Annotated in this window: 18 protein-coding genes and 1 other RNA gene; 3 read left to right on the top strand and 16 right to left on the bottom strand. The window is 28.4% G+C overall.

Translation table 11 applies throughout. The features are described from left to right. Positions 1-73: 73 nt before the first annotated feature. Both PHZ07_03570 and PHZ07_03575 read left to right on the top strand, forming a co-directional pair. Positions 74-394 carry a hypothetical protein gene (locus PHZ07_03570; protein ID MDD3284646.1) on the top strand — a complete coding sequence of 107 codons (321 nt, stop codon included), beginning with the start codon at positions 74-76 and terminating at the stop codon, positions 392-394. Positions 395-643: 249 nt separating this feature from the next. Further along, positions 644-1,168, top strand: a complete 525-nt coding sequence (locus PHZ07_03575; protein ID MDD3284647.1) for a hypothetical protein — start codon at positions 644-646, stop codon at positions 1,166-1,168. A 64-nt stretch (positions 1,169-1,232) separates the two neighbouring features. Here the strand turns inward: PHZ07_03575 and PHZ07_03580 are convergent, their stop codons facing one another. The 3 genes from PHZ07_03580 to PHZ07_03590 all read right to left on the bottom strand — a co-directional run bounded on the left by PHZ07_03580 (position 1,233) and on the right by PHZ07_03590 (position 4,152). Next, positions 1,233-2,615 carry a sugar transferase gene (locus PHZ07_03580; GenBank protein MDD3284648.1) on the bottom strand — a complete coding sequence of 461 codons (1,383 nt, stop codon included), beginning with the start codon at positions 2,613-2,615 and terminating at the stop codon, positions 1,233-1,235. Between the two features lie 16 nt (positions 2,616-2,631). Further along, an RNA gene (rnpB, locus tag PHZ07_03585) (RNase P RNA component class A) lies at positions 2,632-3,097 on the bottom strand. An 89-nt stretch (positions 3,098-3,186) separates the two neighbouring features. Next, the gene (locus PHZ07_03590; protein MDD3284649.1) at positions 3,187-4,152 is read right to left on the bottom strand and encodes a hypothetical protein; all 966 of its coding nucleotides are present in this window, start codon (positions 4,150-4,152) and stop codon (positions 3,187-3,189) included. A gap of 110 nt (positions 4,153-4,262) precedes the next feature. On the opposite strand from PHZ07_03590, the gene PHZ07_03595 reads away from it, so the two are divergent. Continuing rightward, positions 4,263-4,565: a hypothetical protein gene (locus tag PHZ07_03595; GenBank protein ID MDD3284650.1), complete on the top strand. Its 303-nt coding sequence runs from the start codon at positions 4,263-4,265 to the stop codon at positions 4,563-4,565. On the opposite strand, the gene PHZ07_03600 is transcribed toward PHZ07_03595, so the two are convergent. The 13 genes from PHZ07_03600 to PHZ07_03660 all read right to left on the bottom strand — a co-directional run bounded on the left by PHZ07_03600 (position 4,560) and on the right by PHZ07_03660 (position 17,103). Next, complete coding sequence (locus tag PHZ07_03600) at positions 4,560-5,687, bottom strand: glycosyltransferase family 1 protein (protein ID MDD3284651.1); 1,128 nt, start codon at positions 5,685-5,687, stop codon at positions 4,560-4,562. The two genes, PHZ07_03595 and PHZ07_03600, sit on opposite strands and share 6 nt — an antisense overlap. Then, positions 5,687-6,700 carry a rod shape-determining protein gene (locus PHZ07_03605; GenBank protein MDD3284652.1) on the bottom strand — a complete coding sequence of 338 codons (1,014 nt, stop codon included), beginning with the start codon at positions 6,698-6,700 and terminating at the stop codon, positions 5,687-5,689. Before PHZ07_03605 ends, PHZ07_03600 begins: the two co-directional genes overlap by 1 nt. After that, complete coding sequence (gene greA, locus PHZ07_03610) at positions 6,700-7,164, bottom strand: transcription elongation factor GreA (protein ID MDD3284653.1); 465 nt, start codon at positions 7,162-7,164, stop codon at positions 6,700-6,702. Before greA ends, PHZ07_03605 begins: the two co-directional genes overlap by 1 nt. Positions 7,165-7,233: 69 nt before the next feature. Then, positions 7,234-9,183: a penicillin-binding protein 2 gene (mrdA, locus tag PHZ07_03615; GenBank protein MDD3284654.1), complete on the bottom strand. Its 1,950-nt coding sequence runs from the start codon at positions 9,181-9,183 to the stop codon at positions 7,234-7,236. 4 nt (positions 9,184-9,187) lie between these two features. Beyond that, positions 9,188-9,697: a hypothetical protein gene (locus tag PHZ07_03620; GenBank protein ID MDD3284655.1), complete on the bottom strand. Its 510-nt coding sequence runs from the start codon at positions 9,695-9,697 to the stop codon at positions 9,188-9,190. Between the two features lie 2 nt (positions 9,698-9,699). After that, positions 9,700-10,500 carry a rod shape-determining protein MreC gene (gene mreC / locus PHZ07_03625; GenBank protein ID MDD3284656.1) on the bottom strand — a complete coding sequence of 267 codons (801 nt, stop codon included), beginning with the start codon at positions 10,498-10,500 and terminating at the stop codon, positions 9,700-9,702. A gap of 17 nt (positions 10,501-10,517) precedes the next feature. Continuing rightward, the gene (locus tag PHZ07_03630) at positions 10,518-11,570 is read right to left on the bottom strand and encodes a rod shape-determining protein (protein MDD3284657.1); all 1,053 of its coding nucleotides are present in this window, start codon (positions 11,568-11,570) and stop codon (positions 10,518-10,520) included. A 20-nt stretch (positions 11,571-11,590) separates the two neighbouring features. Next, entirely contained in the window at positions 11,591-12,829 is a 1,239-nt protein-coding gene (locus tag PHZ07_03635; protein ID MDD3284658.1) for a His/Gly/Thr/Pro-type tRNA ligase C-terminal domain-containing protein, read from the bottom strand. A gap of 36 nt (positions 12,830-12,865) precedes the next feature. After that, positions 12,866-13,168, bottom strand: a complete 303-nt coding sequence (locus tag PHZ07_03640; GenBank protein MDD3284659.1) for a hypothetical protein — start codon at positions 13,166-13,168, stop codon at positions 12,866-12,868. A 1-nt stretch (position 13,169) separates the two neighbouring features. Further along, the gene (gene rseP / locus PHZ07_03645) at positions 13,170-14,255 is read right to left on the bottom strand and encodes an RIP metalloprotease RseP (GenBank protein MDD3284660.1); all 1,086 of its coding nucleotides are present in this window, start codon (positions 14,253-14,255) and stop codon (positions 13,170-13,172) included. Between the two features lie 109 nt (positions 14,256-14,364). Continuing rightward, positions 14,365-14,919: a ribosome recycling factor gene (frr, locus tag PHZ07_03650; protein ID MDD3284661.1), complete on the bottom strand. Its 555-nt coding sequence runs from the start codon at positions 14,917-14,919 to the stop codon at positions 14,365-14,367. A gap of 60 nt (positions 14,920-14,979) precedes the next feature. Next, positions 14,980-16,035, bottom strand: coding sequence for a YCF48-related protein (locus PHZ07_03655; protein ID MDD3284662.1), 1,056 nt, complete (start codon positions 16,033-16,035; stop codon positions 14,980-14,982). A gap of 36 nt (positions 16,036-16,071) precedes the next feature. Continuing rightward, positions 16,072-17,103 carry a hypothetical protein gene (locus tag PHZ07_03660; GenBank protein MDD3284663.1) on the bottom strand — a complete coding sequence of 344 codons (1,032 nt, stop codon included), beginning with the start codon at positions 17,101-17,103 and terminating at the stop codon, positions 16,072-16,074. Positions 17,104-17,312 lie beyond the last annotated feature (209 nt).

A 17,312-nucleotide genomic window follows, 5' to 3' on the forward strand; every position in this document is an offset into this window, starting at 1 on the left:
TAACAATATATGCTAGACTTTTATAAACCCAAACAAAGTTTGGGAAATAACAAAAGTTACCGTAGGAGGTAAAATGAAAAAGAGTATAATAATACTCATCGCAGTCCTAGTCTTGACAACAACGATGTTTGCCAAAACAAACACCACCAACCGGAAAGACGTTGAAGTCTATAAAAAGATGACTTCAGTAGAGAAAGAAACCGTTAATATATGCATATCTTTAACCCAAAAAGAAGAAGACATAAAAGAATGCAAAGAGTTGGCTCCACTACTCATCGGGATAATGAGTAACAAAGGTTGGCAAGATGCAAAAGACAAGGATAAGGCAACAAAAAATTTGATTATTTTCATAGATGAAAACAATCAAATACAAATGCAAGAAGAAAAAGCGTAATACTAGAAGGCTCTAGTGATAATCCACTAGCCACCACTGTCAATGTGACTAGTGGATTTTATTTTTTTAAAAAACAAATTTACTCTACAAAACTATCATTTTTAAATAAAAAAACTTAAAAAATTAATATAAAATTTCTATTTTTTATAATAAAATAATTATAATATTGACAAATATACAATAATATGATATATTTACAAATCAGCTTTATACAAAAATTTTAAAAGCTGCTTACCTAAGGAGGTAAAAATGAAAAATAATATTTTGCTCATGGTTGGCGGGTTCGTGCTCACCGTAGTTGTCATGCTGGGATTTGGTCTCATCCATATCCCACACACCACTCTTGTGAATGGGTATTTCTATTCCAAAGTCCCTGGTGTAAAAATCTACTGTCTGAACCAAATTATCAGACAGGCAGATACTGTCTGGGAATTAGATCGAATTTCAAACTATACTCGGTGGATAGACCCAAGTAATGGGAACAGAATCTACCCACGTCAACAGAGAGTCATTGCCCTCAAAATGTTGAAACTCGCGATAAAAGATCCAAACCCAGAATGGTTTGAGTCTTCCTCTATACCATTCGAAGAAAGAAACGGAATGGTAATAGCTTTACATTGGTCATGGGAAATTCTCTTTGATCAAAACCCAAAAAACCATGCCAAAGTTCTGAAAATGGTGGAAAAGTATTACCAAAAATACGAATACACCAAAAATGAGGAGGAAAAATATTTGTATGCAGAGATTGCTTCGGCAAAGCCAGGCGAACTCTAACATAAAAAAACAATAAAAGGCGCTCCCCACAAAGGAGCGCCTTAAACTTTATATAAACCAAAAATTATACAGCATTTTTATCAAACAAAACAACTTTTATAGTTTTCAAAATTATTTTTATATCAAGCCATAGAGACCAATTTTCTATATAATAAATATCAAGACGTACTTCTTCATCAAACTTGAGTTCAGATCTTCCAGAAACTTGTGCCATTCCAGTTATTCCTGGTTTTATAGCAAGAAGTTTCATGTGATTATCTTCATACTCCGCTACTTCTCTTGGCTCATGAGCACGTGGACCCACAATACTCATTTCTCCAAGGAATACATTTACAAGCTGTGGAATTTCATCAATAGATGTTTTTCTCAAGACTTTTCCAACACAAGTAATTCTTGGGTCGTCTTTCATTTTGAAAAGTGGTCCATCTCCTCTTTCATTGTATTTCATTAAATCATTTTTCATTTTATCAGCTCCCACAACCATTGATCTAAATTTATACATTTTGAATTCTTTATTTTTTGCACCAACTCTTGTAAGGCGCACAAGTATTGGACCTTTGGTATCAAGATTTATTATAATTCCTACAATAATATAAATTGGTATAAAAAAAACAAATCCAACAAGTGACAATAAAATATCCAAAACTCTTTTCCATATTCTACCCCAACCATCTAGAAGTGTTCCTTTTATTTCTATAATAGGAACCCCAGCTATTGTATCTATTTCAAAATTTATAATCTTTGTATCAAGTAGTGATGCTGCATATTTATAAACGACATGATGAATATTACAAATATTTACCAAATTATTTACCATTGCTCTATCTGCATATGGATCAAGTAATATCACTTCATCAATATTTGAATTATTTAATAAAATTTTCAAATCTTCTATCGTACTATTGTCCAATGTATTATATGTTTTTATTATATTAAATCCCAAAGATTTATTTTTTCTAAATTCATTTATAAGTTGTGAATCTTCTTTATTTATTATTACGACTTTCGACTGTATTACTCCTTTTTTTATAAGTATCTTTCTTATAATATTCAAAATTATTCTTTCAATAAGCATAAAAAATATACTAAAAGCCCAATAAAACAAAACAATAAATCTTGAAGAAAATAATCTTTGATTAAAGAAAAAAGCAACTATCAAAATCAAAATAAAAGTAGAACATGCTACAAAAACTTTTGAAACCTTGCTTTGCAAATTTCTTTTTTCAAAATTGTATAATCCTGAAAACATAAAAACAATTAAAGCCACAAAAGAAACTATTATAAGAATTTTGAAAAATAAAAAAAATGGTAAATCAAATATAACTGGTCTATATTGAACTACCATTTGTGCAAATCTCAAATAATATGCAAGAATTCCAGATAATATCAAAAGTACAAAATCCAAAGGTACTTCTATAACATCTAATATTAATTTATTTTTCCTCATAACAATATTATATCATAATGCTAAGTTGGTTATAAGCCGAATTCTGTACTTCGACTCACTTCGTTCGCTCAGTACATGTCCTTCAATATTTTTAAAATGGACTCGTCATGAGTGAGCGAAGCGAATCGAATGATGACCATCTATCTTGGCTATATATTGCTATATAGCTCTAGCAGCCTACCACTCCCGCGAACGGGATTTCTTGGCCTTGCACCGAATAGAGTTTACCTCATCTCTATTGTCACCAATAAAGCGTATGAGCTAATTATCTCATAATTTCACCCTTAGCCAGCTGAGCTGGCAGGAATATTTTCTGTTGCACTTGTCCTCTCTCAAAAGTTACCTTTTAAAAGGGTTGGCATTACCAACTATCCACCAGGTTTACAACCTGACAAAATGGTGTTCGGACTTTCCTAGGGTATTCCACCCCGTGGGTGCTAGCACCCCCGGGGTGGAATACCCTCGATCATCCACCAACTTAGCCAATATAATATACATAAAATATAACAATTTGTCAAACAAAAAACCATCAGGTCGAATAACTTAATGATTTTTAAATTAAATAAATTATTTATTCAAAAGACATAATTTCTTTCAAATTTTGAAGTACTTTATCATTATTATATTTTTCTTTATTTTCAAAATCTGACATAATTTTTTTTCTAAGTGGAGACAAGTCTTTATCTATCTTTTGAAAAAACCCTAACAACTTTTTAAATTCTTCGGCTATTTCAATTTGCCCAACACTATTTGCATAATTCATAAAATATTCCAGTTGCATAAGTATCTCATCTATAACTATAAAACGAAACGGGTGATCCAAGATTTTTTGATTACTACCACGTACTTCATTTGAAGTATCTTTCCATAATTTAGCCACATATTCCAAATTATGCATATCCATGCCAATAATCAATTTTGGTATATTTTCAAGAGATGTTTCATCTGAATTTTCTGATTTAAAATATTTAACAGTTGTCATTTTACCAAGTTTTATATCTCTTTTTATACTATTTATCTTTCTATTCAAGTGATCTATGTCAGAAGTAAGTGTAGCATCATAAGCAATAGCTAAATGTTCATACTCATCATTTTCTTCTACATCCATTTCCAAAACTGTATCTACACCATTTTGATAATCATCATATTTAGATGTAGCTATTGTATGAACATCCATTCCAAATATCAAATTTTGTTCTGTTTGATTATACAAAAAAGCTTCTAAAATTGTAGCTATTTTTTTGTTTCTTATTGCAGTGTCATCATTTTTTTCTTTAAACTCTTTTTCTAAAAACAAAACATATTTTTCATCATTTTCTACATCATCTTTTCCGTATTTTTCTATAAAAACTTTTCTCAACTCAACGCTATCGATATTACTAGGATCAGAAAAATCTATTTTATCCACTTTTAATTTTGCTAGTGCAAAATCATAAAATTCATCTAGATATTCATCATTTCTAAAAGTTTCATTCTTCGTTTTATTTCTTTCATTCATTCTTTCAACTTGTTGCATTAATCTTTCTTCTATTCCCATATAAATTTAAATATTTAATTAATAATAGTATTATATAATATATATGATACAAAGTCAATCTTGACAAAAATAATGAATATGATATAGTGTAAATCTTGTAAGGAGGAAAAATGACAATTATTGGTGATCTAAAAAATCCCAAATCATTATTGTCTAGGAATTTAATACTTAATTTCATGAATAATTCCTGGATAAAATATCTTCTTCTGAGGATATTAAAAGTCAATAATGATTTTATAGTTGTAATCCCATGGGAATGGGATAAAAAAACTATAAAACTAAACCTTCTCGAAAATATTATTGTGATTGGCAAGAACCAATCGATGATTATCTTTTGGGAAGAGTTTCTCGGTTTGAACGGTGATCAGAAAACACCTTTCAAATATCTTATAAAAATAATTAAAAAACTATAGAGAGCCAGATTTTTGAGGAAAATCCTGGCTCTTCACATTTATAGAATCAAAAACTTTCAAAGTTTTCTTTGCACTATTTTCCCAAGAATATTTTTCACTTATCAAATAATTATGTTCTACAATTTCATTTTTAAAATTTAGATTATTTAGAATAAAATTCATTTTATCTGAAATTACTTCAATATCATCATCAACAAAACAAAAATTATGAAAATCAAATTCTCTAAATACTTTCATATCCTTTATAATCATAGGAACTTTACAATACGCAGACTCTAAAAGTGGCATTCCAAATCCTTCAAAATTAGAAAAATTCAAATACAAACTTGCATTTTGTAATAGATATATTTTATTTGCATCATTTTGCCATCCCAATATTTTTATATCATTTTTATATTTAGATTCCTTTATTTCTTTTCTTGTTTCTTCATACCCATATCCCTCACCACCTATCAAAACTAATTCTAAATCATTATTATATTTTTCTCTAAAAAAATTATAAGATTTAATTACTTTCAAAATATTTTTCTTTGATTCTAATCTTCCTATATAAATAATATAATTTTTATTTATTCCAAAGTCCAAAAGATTTTTATTTGAAACTACTTTGTATTTTTCAAAATCTAATCCATGATTTATTACAAAAATTTTTTCTTTATATATCTTATAATTTTCTATAATATCATTTTTGGTAAATTCAGATGGAGAAATTATAATATCTGCTTTTTTAATCTGTTTTGCTCCTAATTTTAAAGATAATAATTGAAACTTTGAATAATATTGAGGATAATGTAAATACCCCAAATCATGCCAAGTAATTATTTTTTTTATACTTGTAATTGGTGAATTGTGAGATGGGGAAAAAAATAAATTTAATTTATATTTTTTTAAACCAGTACTAAGCCTTATAAGCGTCCAAAACTTATTAAAAGGCCATTTCAAAATTATATTTTTTACATTTTTATAATTCAAAAATTCATTATCTATTTTTTCTCTGGAGAACAAAAAATATTGATTGTGAGAATCAATATTTAATAAATTTTTTATAATATAATATGAATACCACTCTGTACCTGTCTTTCTTTCTACGTTTAATCTTGATGCATCTATTCCTATTTTCATTATCTTGCTGATAAAATACTTCTTTTGTATGAATCCAAATTTTCAAGAGCAACTCCTGTACCTTTGACAACACACAAATAAGAACGATCTGAAACATAACATGGGACACCGGTTGCTTGTGATATTAATTTATCCAAATTTCTAAGCTGTGCAGTACCACCAGATAAAATCATCCCCTTTTCCATAACATCTGCAGATAATTCAGGTGGCGTATTATACAAAACTCCTTTTACAGCTGATACTATTCCATATAACTCATTTTGAAGTGCTTCTGTAATATCATCTGAAGTTATTTTCAACATCCTAGGAAGTCCTGATACTAAATCACGACCTTTTATTTCTAAGTTCATTTTATCTTTATCACTTAAAAATAAAGCTGAGCCAATTTTTATTTTTATGTTTTCCGCAGTTGTTTCTCCTATTGCAAGAGAATATTTTTTCTTTATATATTCAGCTATAGCATTATCAAATTTTGTACCACCAATTCTTACAGAATCACAAGTAACAATACCACCAAGTGATATAACAGCTATCTCTGTTGTGCCACCACCAAGTTCCACTATCATATGACCTGAAGCAGAACCAATTGGTATTTCAGCTCCAATAGCGGCTGCAAGAGGTTGTTTTATAATATATGCAGCTTTTGCACCAGACGCTATAGTAGCGCTTATTACAGCTCTTCTTTCTGTAGAAGTAATGCCTGCTGGCACTGATATCATAACTTCTGGTCTAAATATTTTAATTCCTGACAATGCTTTATTAATAAAATATCTAAGCATACTCTCTGTAGTCTTGTAGTCGGCTATCACACCATCTTTAAGGGGTCTATGAGCCACTATAGAGTCAGGAGTTCTTCCTATCATTTCTTTTGCTTCATTTCCAACGGCCAATACTTTTTTATCAATTAAAGAAACAGCAACAACGGAGGGTTCATTTATAATGATCCCTTTTTTTGGTACATAAACTAATGTTGTAGTTGTACCTAAATCTATTCCTATTTTTTTTCTAAACATTATTTAATTTCTAATATTTTACATTTAATCTTACCTTTTGGAGCTTGAAATTCAAATTCATCTCCTTGTCTTTTATTTAACAAAGAATCTCCAAGTGGTGAATTATAAGATATAAATCCATTTATAGGATCTGCCTCTGGAGCACCTACAATTTCAAATTCTTTTTTATCACCATTAAAATCTACTTTGACACGATTTCCTATCTGAATACAGTCTTTATTTACAGCACTCGTATCAACTATTTCAGAGTTTTTGACAAGACTTTCTAATTCAAGAATTCTACCCTCTATAAATCCCTGTTCTTCTCTAGCATCATGATAAGCAGCATTTTCAGAAAGATCACCAAACTGTCTTGCTGCATCTATTTTTTTTACAACTTCTGGTCTTTTTACATTTTTCAAATCTTCTAGTTCTTCTTTAATTTTTTGTAAACCTTCTTCTGTTAGATAATTTATATTTCCCATATGTTTTGTTAATTTATAATAGAAAAAATAACCACCCCTCCGGTTAGTATTTTGACTATTTTAGACTATTTATAAAGATGTATCATTTTCTAGTCTATCTTTAAAATACCATAAGAATATGTCTCTAGCAAGAGGCACGGCTACACTACTACCCTCTCCACCACCTTCTATAATTATTGTCAAAACCATTTCTGGATTATTATATGGAGCATATCCAGTAAACCAAGCATGAGTCTTGTTTTCTGTACCAAATTGAGCTGTACCTGTTTTACCAGCTGATTCAAATGGTAACGTAGATAAATATCTACAACTTCCAACTTTTGTAGCTGCATTCATACCCTCTTCAATTATAGATATATTTTCTTTACTTATAAAATTTGAATTCAAAATTTGTAAGTTTATTTCATATACAAAATTTTTATCAAACATTTTATCTACTACTTGTGGGCTATAAAGCGTTCCTCCATTTGCAATAGCCGATGTAAACATTGCCACTTGAAGTGGAGTTACAAGGGCATAGCCTTGACCAATACTTAAATGATATGTATCTCCTATATACCAAGGTTCATTTATCACTTCTTCTTTCCAATTTTCTGTTGGCAGAAATCCACTTGCTTCATTTGGTAAATCTATACCCAACTTTTTGGATAATCCAAATTGATCTGCATAAAAATCTATTTTTTCTAGTCCAAGTCCTTGAAATTCATTATAGCCACCTCCAATATTATAAAAAAACGTATTCACTGATTCTGCTATTGCTTTTATTACATTTGTAGCACCATGACCACCATATTTCCAATCAGGAAAAAACCATTGACCTATATGGATACCACCTGTACTTAAAAAGGTTGTATTTTTATCTATAGTACCAGCTTCAAGTGCAGCTGAAGCCATGACTAGTTTAAAAGTAGAACCAGGTGGATACTCCCCAGATACAGCTCTAAAAAACATTGGTTTATCTGGATCATTCATTAAACTATTGTATATTTCAGGTGTTAATTTTTCAGAAAATAAATTATTATCAAATGTAGGTGTACTAACAATCGCCATAATGCCCCCATCATTTGGATCTACAGCCACAACACTTGCCTTTTTTAAATTATATTTTTTTAAAACATCAGCTAATAAATTTGTAATAGTTAATTGTAAATCTCCATCCAAATGCAATAGTAAATTTTTTCCATCAACAGGTTGTTCTACTGCAAGCTCTTTTATTTCTTTTCCAACAGAATCTACCTCTATTTTCTTTTTTCCAAAAATTCCTTTTAATGAATTCTCATAAATAAATTCTAAACCACTCTTACCTATTTTATCATCTAAATAATATCCACTATCCTTCAATTTTTTATATTCATTTTCAGATATATCACCCATATATCCAAACAAATGGGAAAAATATCCTATATATGGATATTCTCTTTTATTATTTATTACGATTGAAAGACCATTGATATCATTTGAAAAAACCATCAAATCCATAGCCTGCTCATAACTAATAGACTCCTTTATTATTCTAGGTTGAAAATTTTCCAAAATATTATCTGACAAATAATCTGATAAATTTATATCAGTATCCCCTAATTTTTTATTAATTTGTTCTTGTAATTTCAAAAGATCTTCTTTGTCTTTTGGTAAATCCACGGGAATTATTTGCAAAGAAAAACTAGGACTATTTTTTAAAAGTGGTTTTTGTAAATTATCATATATTATTCCTCTATTTGGTTCTATTCTTTTTATTCTAATTCTATTTCCATCAGCCAAAGATCTGTAATATCCACCCTCTACAAGTTGAAGATAAAAAAGTCTTCCAAAAGTTATAAATGCAAAAAGAGATATCAAAACTATCAAAAATAAAAATTTATTTCTATTGATTATTACTCCCAAACTTTTTACAGGACCACTTGAAAATGTATCAATAAAACCACCAATACTATTATTTAGTTCATAATTATCAAGATTAAGAGACTTTTTGTTTCTTTCTTCTGAAAAATTAAAATCTGATATTTCAAAAAAATCCATAATATTAATCCCTTACAACCATTAATCTATCCTTAAACTTTCTTGAAAAAAAGTTTGCTAATATATATAAAAATAAACTAATGAGTAAATTAAAAGTCATACTTAATAAAAATTCTTTGAAAATAAAATGAAAATTAAACATATAAAATCCCAATTTTAAGAAACTTATTAATAAATTAAAAATATAATAAATAACGTAAAAAAGAACTAATCCAGAAAAATTTAAACCCAAATAAACTATTAATTTATTATCTGAAAAAACATTATGATATATATAATACAAAAAAATTAATACAAAAAATAATGCTAAAAAATATGCCCCAAAATTAAGAGAAAAAAGATCCATCAACAGAACCATTGGCAAAACTACTATAGCGTAATTTACATCATAAAAAAATAATAAATAGACAAGAAACAAAAATAATAAATTTACTCTAAAAACACCAAAATTAAAACTAGATTGTATTAATACAAATAGTAGTGATAAAAGAATAACTATAATATATTTTTTCATGTCTAGAATTTTTTTATTACACTTACAAAATTTAAATTTTGATACTCAACGGATGGATAAACTATAGCTTTTTTAAAAAAGTCTCCTCTTTCAACTATTACTTCTTTTATTTGCCCTATTACAAGTCCATTTGGAATTTCTTTTTCTAACCCCGCACTGACAACGATATCACCTTCATTTATTTGTGTATCAATAGGTATATAATCCATCTCTAAACCATAATCTAAATCTCCTTTTATTATCCCATTTGTTTTATCTTGACCATATATAGTAGATGTAATAAGACTATTTTTATCACTTAACAACAAAATATCTGAAAATTCTTTATCTACTTTTATTATAACCCCAACTATTACCCCCTCCTGAAAAACAACTGGCATGCCAATATCTATTCCATGTCTAGACCCTCTATTTATAACCAATATATTATTACTTTCTAAATTAAAACCTGAAATCACTTTTGCAACAACAAATTCTTTATTAGAATTTTCAAAATAAGAAAGACTCTTTTTCAAAACTTCATTTTCTTCTTCTAATTTCTTAATATAACTTTCATCTATAATATTATTAATATTTTTTATACTTAATTCTTCATTTTCTTTCTTAAGACTTTTATAATCATTTATAAAAGCAAAAATATTAACATCTTTACTAGTAGAATACACCTTATTTCTTAACGGAGAAAAAGCTTTAAAAAATAAATTTTCTAAAGGAGATATAATTCCATAGTAGTGCAAAAGTATAATTACTATACCAACAACAAAAATCCAGAATAAATTTTTCTTTTTTAATTTTGGAACCATAAAATAAATTTAATTCTTTATCTATATGATTTATCAACTGTCGGAGGAAGTAATAATTCTTTCAAATTATCAAAATCCTCTAAAACCATACCAATACCTCTTACAACAGTTGTAAGGGAATCATCTGCTATAGTTACAGGAATTTTAGTTTCTTCGTATATAAGTTTATCTAATCCTCTAAGAGCTGCTCCTCCACCTGATATTACCATTCCCCTTTGATATAAATCAGATACTAACTCTGGTGGAGTTTGTTCTACAACATCCTTTACTGCACTTATTATAATATCTACAGATCTCTTTATTGCATCTCTTATTTCATCACTTTTTACAATTATCTCTCTTGGTAAACCATTTAATAAATTTCTACCTCTGCATTTTGTTCTTAAGGATTTTTCAAGTGTAAGTACATTTCCAACCTTTATTTTTGCAGTTTCTGCAGATCTATCCCCTAAAAATATATTATACTTTTCTCTTATATAATCTATAATATCATTATCCAATTTTTCTCCTGCGATTTTTAAAGATTTTGATGTAACTATGCCACCAAGTGATATAACTGCTATTTCTGTTTTTCCTCCACCAATTTCTATAATCATATTTCCATTTGGTTCTTGTATTGGTAAACGACTACCGATAGCAGCTGCCATTGGTTGTTCTATAAGAAAAACTTCTCTTGCTCCAGCACTTATTGCTACATCCTCTACTGCCTTTCTTTCAACTTCTGTAATATCAAGTGGTATACCTATTATAATTCTAGGTCTTGGCACAAGAGAAAAAGATTCTTTGTGAACTTTTTCAATAAAATATCTCATCATTTTTTCTGTAACTTCAAAATCAGAAATTATACCGCTTCTAAGTGGTTGTACGGCCAAAATATGAGGTGGAGTTTTGCCCAACATTCTTCTTGCATCTTCTCCTACTGACAATATCTGATCTGTTCTTGTATTTATAGCTACAACAGAGGGTTCATTTATTATAATTCCCTTATCTTTTACATAAACCAAAGTATTTGATGTACCCAAATCAACCGCTATATCTTTTGAAAATTTTCCAAAAAAATTCTTCAACATTTATTTTTATTCCCTACTCACTAACAAGCAGGTTTGTTTAAAAAATTTATTAATTCTTCTATCGTTAAAATCTTTAACTCTTTTGTTCCCCTAACTTTTAATTCCAATTTGTCTTCTAATTTATCACTAAGAATTACTTGATAAGGAATACCTATTAGATCAGAATCCTTGAATTTAACACCAGCACTTATCTCTCGGTTATCATATAGTACTTCAAAATTTGCCTTTTGTAAAACCAAATATTCATCACTTTTCATATTTTTTCTAAGATCTAAAATATGTATATAATATGGTGCAATAGCCTTTGGCCAAATAAGTCCATCTTTATCATTGTGAATTTCAGCAACAGTCCCCATTACTCTACCAGGCCCTATTCCATAGCTCCCCATAAATACCAACTTCTGCTTCCCATTTTCATCTGTAAATTTGAGTCCTAATGGATCTGAGAATCTAGTTCCTAATGTAAAAATATTTCCAACTTCAACCGCTTTTTCTTCTACTAAATCTTTTTTATTTAATCTCAAATTATTCAAAACTTCATCATTATAAACTTCTTTATTTATTGCTATTTTTTTGTTCTTATCAACATATATAGTATCTTCTCCAGAGTTAGTAAGAGTTTGAAACTCATGTGAATATTTACTAAACACACCACCTGACGCAAATGTTAAAAATGTTTTGTCGCCTAATCCACATCTATCAAATATTTTCATATAAGCAATTTTGGACTTTTCATAAAAATCATTGTGCTCTTTTTCGTCTTTTGAAAAAGAATATAAATCTTTCATAAGAAATTCACGACAACGCATAATACCACTTTTTGATCTCATTTCGTTTCTAAATTTGACCTGTATTTGATATGCATATTTTGGAAGATCTTTATAAGAATTTATGTAATTTTTCATTATATTTGTAAGTGGCTCTTCATGTGTAAAACCAAGTCCTAATTCTGTATCATTTTTAAGTCTTGTTTTAAACCAATTATCTACTTTTTCATCATCCCAACGATCTGTTTTCTTCCATAATTCTGAATTCTGCAATGCGGTTAAAAGCAATTCCTGTCCTCCAATAGCATTCATTTCCTCTCTTATAATATTATTTATTTTATTCAAGACTCTAAGTCCAAGTGGCAAATAAACATAAACACCTGCCATTTCTTTGTAAATAAAACTAGCTCTTATAAGAAGTTGGGCATTTAAACTTGTTTCATCTTTTGGAGATTCTTTTAATGTTCTTGTAAATAAATCAGATTGTTTCATATATTTTAATTTTATAACTAAAAGTTTTATTGATTATTATTTTTTATTTTTACTCAAAATGCTTATAATTCTTTCTGCTTCTTTTTCTATTACAACATCATCATAATCACCACTATGAGCCCTTTGACCTTTGTAAGAAACCTTTTTTTGATCTAAATGCAAACTAAAATTATAAATATTTTCTTTTTCTTTTAAATATAAATGAAGTCTAGGATAATATGATATGCTTGAAAGTCTTTTAATATAACTATCTCCATACTTTGGATGTAGTCTATACCCACAATCTCTCAAAACATCGTTTATGTTTTTTGACAATAACACCTTTACTTTGAAATCCATATTATTTTGTAAAAAAGAATTTTATTATATCTTTGTATGTTACTAAAACTATAAGCATCATAAGAAGACTAAACCCAATATTATGAATAATATTCTCAATTCTTTCATTTACTTTCTTAGCTCTAATTTTTTCTATAAACAAGAATAATAACCTACCACCATCAAGAGCTGGAAATGGAAGTGCATTTAAAACTCCTAGGTTCAAAGACAAAAGAGCCATAAATTGCAAAATGTATATAAATCCTCTATCCACTGCTTTCCCAGTAAATACCGCTACTCCAACTGGGCCAGAAATATCTCCTGAACCCTTACCTTGAAATACTCCTTTTATTACATTATAAAGTGCATCAAATATAGCATATGTTACAGATGCGGTGGTTTTTAAACCTTCAATTGGAGCTTTATACCACTTATATGAGACCACAGCGCTATCTACAATACCAAATCCCAAAACTTTTTCATCTTGAGAATAATCCGGAATAAGACTTGCACTTGATTTGATATTTAAATTATCTTTTCCTCTTAAAACCTCAAAATCGAAATTATTATCTATATTTTCTTTCAAATAATATTGTAAATCTGATGATTTATTAAATACACTTCCATCAACAGATATTATATAATCTCCAAGCTCAAAACCACTTTTATAAGCCTCTGAATCTGGATAAATGTACATTACTTGTACCTTTTCATCTCTTATATTTGCGCCTTTTATCTCAGTTGAATCAATAATAGTGGGTAGTCCTATAAAATATCCTATAGTTATAAGAACAAAAGCAAAAATCCAATTCATAAAAACTCCAGCAAAAAGTATTATAGCTCTTTTCCATATAGGTTGAGATAAAAAACTATCACTATCATGACTTTCACCAGATTCTCCTTTTATTTTTACAAATCCACCTAGTGGAATAGCATTTAAAGAATACAAAATTCCTTTTTTTCTAATTCCAAAAATTCTTGGTGGAAATCCAAATCCAAATTCCTCTACTCCTACGCCTAATTTTATTGCAGTGTAAAAATGTCCTATTTCATGAACAAAAACAATTATACCCAACACTATTAAAAAAGTAATTATTGATAATAACATTATATTTTATTTTCTTACCCGCCTATCTTCGACTACGAGAATTGAGCTATCAAACTCAAACTCGAATGAGTAGTTGGGTTTATTTATTAATTTAGAATAAACAAATAGCCTATATTTTCATTATTTCTTCTTCTTTTTTCTTTGATATTTCTTCCAATTCTTGAGTTTTCAATTTTACAACTTCATCTAATTCTTTTATATAATTAAATCTATCATCTTCGGATATTTCCTTATCTTTTTCTTGTTGTTCTATTTGTTTTTTTATTTTTTCTCTTACTTGTCTTAGACTAACTTTAGCATTTTCTTTTATCTCGTGTAATAATTTTACAATATGAATTCTTTTTTCCTCTGTAAGTGCTTGTACTTTTGCTCTTATTGAAGTATCAGATATACTCAAAGATAAATCTAAATTTGCAGATGCAATAGCACGTTCTATGTCTTTTAACAAACTCTTATCCCACGGTTCTATTACAAGCATTGTTGTCTCTGGAACAGAAATAGATGCTACTTGTTTTAATGGCGTTCTTGTTCCATAGCTATCCACAAAAACTCCTTCAAGTAAAAGTGGAGTTGCTCTACCTACTTTTAATTTTTCAATTTCATCTTTGAAATGTGAAATAGCTTTTTGAAAATCCTCATTGTGAATTTCTATAAATTGTGACATAAATTTTATTTACTCTGTAATCGAGTTTAGCTCGACTAAATGAGATTATTAATTATTAATTTATTTTTTTATTTCTCTTACTCCAATAAATATAATGTTAGAATCCAATGGACTTATCATCATATCAACAGGTGTTTTTGATGTTTTTAATGATTCATTTGTCCATTCATCTCCCCCATCAGAACTCTTATACAAAGCCTTTGCAGTAGTATAATATATTTCTTTTGCATTGTTTGGGTTCATAGCAATAGAATATATATTTATAGCATTAGGTTTTGTAAGTAATTTATATTCTTTCCAACTGACACCTCCGTCAGCTGAATAAAATAATCCATATTTATTTGCATAAAGCAAAGCATCATCTTTTGTAAGATCAATTTCTAAATCTCTATATGAATTTATATCCTTATTTTTATCTTTTATAACATCTGAAATATTTAACCAAGTAGCTCCCTCATCGCTTGACTTAAAAATACCAGCAGTATTTGTAGCAACATAAATTTTAGATGAATTTTTTGGATTTATAATTATTTTCTTTATAGGATTATTGAACCAATTAATAGAACTCCATGATTTACCATAGTCAGTACTTTTAAAAAGCCCACCACCACTTGTAGCAAAATAAACTTTATTATTATTAAAATAATCGACTGCAACAGCATTTATTGTTTGATTTGGTAGACCCTCTACATAAACCTCGTCCCAATTTCTAGCACAATCATCTGATTTATATATTTTATTTACTACAGCTACATACAATGTACACTTATCTTTTGGATCAATAGCTATATCATTTATCGCACCTTTTCCAGACAAAGTTTTGAACCACCCATTTCCACTATTAAATGTATACAAAAGTCCATCTCCAACAGTCCCTAAGTAAATTGCTTTTGGATCTTTTGGGTCAAGTTTTAAAAATGTTACATTTGCCGTTTTGAAAAAAACTTTATCATCACCAACAGTAAAAAATTCCGTTTTCTGAGTCCATGTTTTTCCCTTATCAAAACTTACAAAAAATCCAGAATCAATACTCGTTTTTCCATTATTAAAATTTATCACACACCCCGTTAAAAAAAGTGGAATCATAAGTAACGCTAGTCTAATTTTTATTTTCATATTTTTTTATTAAATAACTTTCTTTAGATTATTTAATTAAATTAACAATAAATTTTCAAATATAATTTTTGGATTTACATTTTGATAAAGCATTTTTTTGCTATCTATAATTTTTTTATAAAAATCCAATAAATCTATACTATCATATTTTGAAGAAATTTTTGAAATAACATCTTCCAAAAATGGATGTATCAAATCTATATTTTCATTTAATTTATATACCATCAAATCCCTAGCAAACCTAGAATATATGCTTAATAAATTATCAAAATAAATATATTGGTTTGGGTATGTTTTTGACAATTTAATCTGTTCTTCAATAAATTTGAATTTATCATTTACAGGGTTGTCTATAATTTCCAAAATGTTTCTCAAATCTTCTTTGTATTTTTCCCAATGCTCCAAATTTTTGGAATAATAAATAGAGATACCAGGAAGTCCTGCTGAAAACTCAGATAATTCTTTTGCAATATCAGAATTAAGCCCAGAATTTTTCAAATGATCAAAAATTTCATCTTTTGCTACACTGTTGAATATAATATGTTCTGCTCTAGATTTTATAGTTGGTAAAATAAAATCTGGATTTTCTGAAATAAATATAACAACAGAATTTTTTGGTGAATCTTCTATAATTTTTAAAAGTGCATTTGATGCTTCATCACTCAAGTGATCTGCATTGTTTATTATAGCAACTTTGTAAATAGACTTTATTGGAGTTAGGTAAAATTTTTCCTTGAATTCTCTTATAGAGTCTATTGAGATATTTTTTTTATCATCTTCCAAATCTATTGATATAAAATCTGGATGAATATGTTTTTTTGCCTCTATACAGCTAACACAAACTCCGCATGGAAAACATTTATCTTTTTCATCTAAACAATTATATTTCTCGCAAAATATTGATTGCATAAAATAATCTGCCATTGTTTTCTTGCCAATATCTTTTGGTCCTGAGAAGAGATAAGTACGACAAAAATTCTTATTTGTAATCAAACTCTGTAAATATTCTAATACATTTCTATGACCTAAAATTGGCCAATAAAATTGTTTCTTACTGACTCTTTCCATTACTTAAGAATATCAAATTTGATTACTTTAGGCAATTTAATCCCACCCGCCGGGTGCCTCACCCGGCGGGTGGTATCTCGTCCTATGTACAGTTAACAGTCAAGGGTTACACTTTCTAAATACTTTTCATGAGGAGTAAGTCCGTTAAGGGTTAAATGTATTCTTTTAAAATTGTAATAATTTAGCCATTCATAAGGAGTGTTCCAAAT

The sequence above is a fragment of the Patescibacteria group bacterium genome (genome assembly GCA_028692545.1).
Taxonomy (GTDB): Bacteria; Patescibacteriota; Patescibacteriia; order UBA1558; family S5-K13; genus STD2-204.

Excerpts from the sequence above, each read along its gene's own strand:
- PHZ07_03595 (MDD3284650.1), top strand. The coding sequence starts at position 4,263 with ATGACAATTATTGGTGATCTAAAAAATCCCAAATCATTATTGTCTAGG.
- PHZ07_03655 (MDD3284662.1), bottom strand. The coding sequence starts at position 16,035 with ATGAAAATAAAAATTAGACTAGCGTTACTTATGATTCCACTTTTTTTA.
- PHZ07_03600 (MDD3284651.1), bottom strand. The coding sequence starts at position 5,687 with ATGAAAATAGGAATAGATGCATCAAGATTAAACGTAGAAAGAAAGACA.
- PHZ07_03640 (MDD3284659.1), bottom strand. The coding sequence starts at position 13,168 with ATGGATTTCAAAGTAAAGGTGTTATTGTCAAAAAACATAAACGATGTT.
- PHZ07_03660 (MDD3284663.1), bottom strand. The coding sequence starts at position 17,103 with ATGGAAAGAGTCAGTAAGAAACAATTTTATTGGCCAATTTTAGGTCAT.
- PHZ07_03570 (MDD3284646.1), top strand. The coding sequence starts at position 74 with ATGAAAAAGAGTATAATAATACTCATCGCAGTCCTAGTCTTGACAACA.
- mrdA (MDD3284654.1), bottom strand. The coding sequence starts at position 9,183 with ATGGATTTTTTTGAAATATCAGATTTTAATTTTTCAGAAGAAAGAAAC.
- PHZ07_03575 (MDD3284647.1), top strand. The coding sequence starts at position 644 with ATGAAAAATAATATTTTGCTCATGGTTGGCGGGTTCGTGCTCACCGTA.
- rseP (MDD3284660.1), bottom strand. The coding sequence starts at position 14,255 with ATGTTATTATCAATAATTACTTTTTTAATAGTGTTGGGTATAATTGTT.
- mreC (MDD3284656.1), bottom strand. The coding sequence starts at position 10,500 with ATGGTTCCAAAATTAAAAAAGAAAAATTTATTCTGGATTTTTGTTGTT.
- PHZ07_03590 (MDD3284649.1), bottom strand. The coding sequence starts at position 4,152 with ATGGGAATAGAAGAAAGATTAATGCAACAAGTTGAAAGAATGAATGAA.
- PHZ07_03630 (MDD3284657.1), bottom strand. The coding sequence starts at position 11,570 with ATGTTGAAGAATTTTTTTGGAAAATTTTCAAAAGATATAGCGGTTGAT.
- PHZ07_03580 (MDD3284648.1), bottom strand. The coding sequence starts at position 2,615 with ATGAGGAAAAATAAATTAATATTAGATGTTATAGAAGTACCTTTGGAT.
- frr (MDD3284661.1), bottom strand. The coding sequence starts at position 14,919 with ATGTCACAATTTATAGAAATTCACAATGAGGATTTTCAAAAAGCTATT.
- PHZ07_03635 (MDD3284658.1), bottom strand. The coding sequence starts at position 12,829 with ATGAAACAATCTGATTTATTTACAAGAACATTAAAAGAATCTCCAAAA.
- PHZ07_03605 (MDD3284652.1), bottom strand. The coding sequence starts at position 6,700 with ATGTTTAGAAAAAAAATAGGAATAGATTTAGGTACAACTACAACATTA.
- greA (MDD3284653.1), bottom strand. The coding sequence starts at position 7,164 with ATGGGAAATATAAATTATCTAACAGAAGAAGGTTTACAAAAAATTAAA.
- PHZ07_03620 (MDD3284655.1), bottom strand. The coding sequence starts at position 9,697 with ATGAAAAAATATATTATAGTTATTCTTTTATCACTACTATTTGTATTA.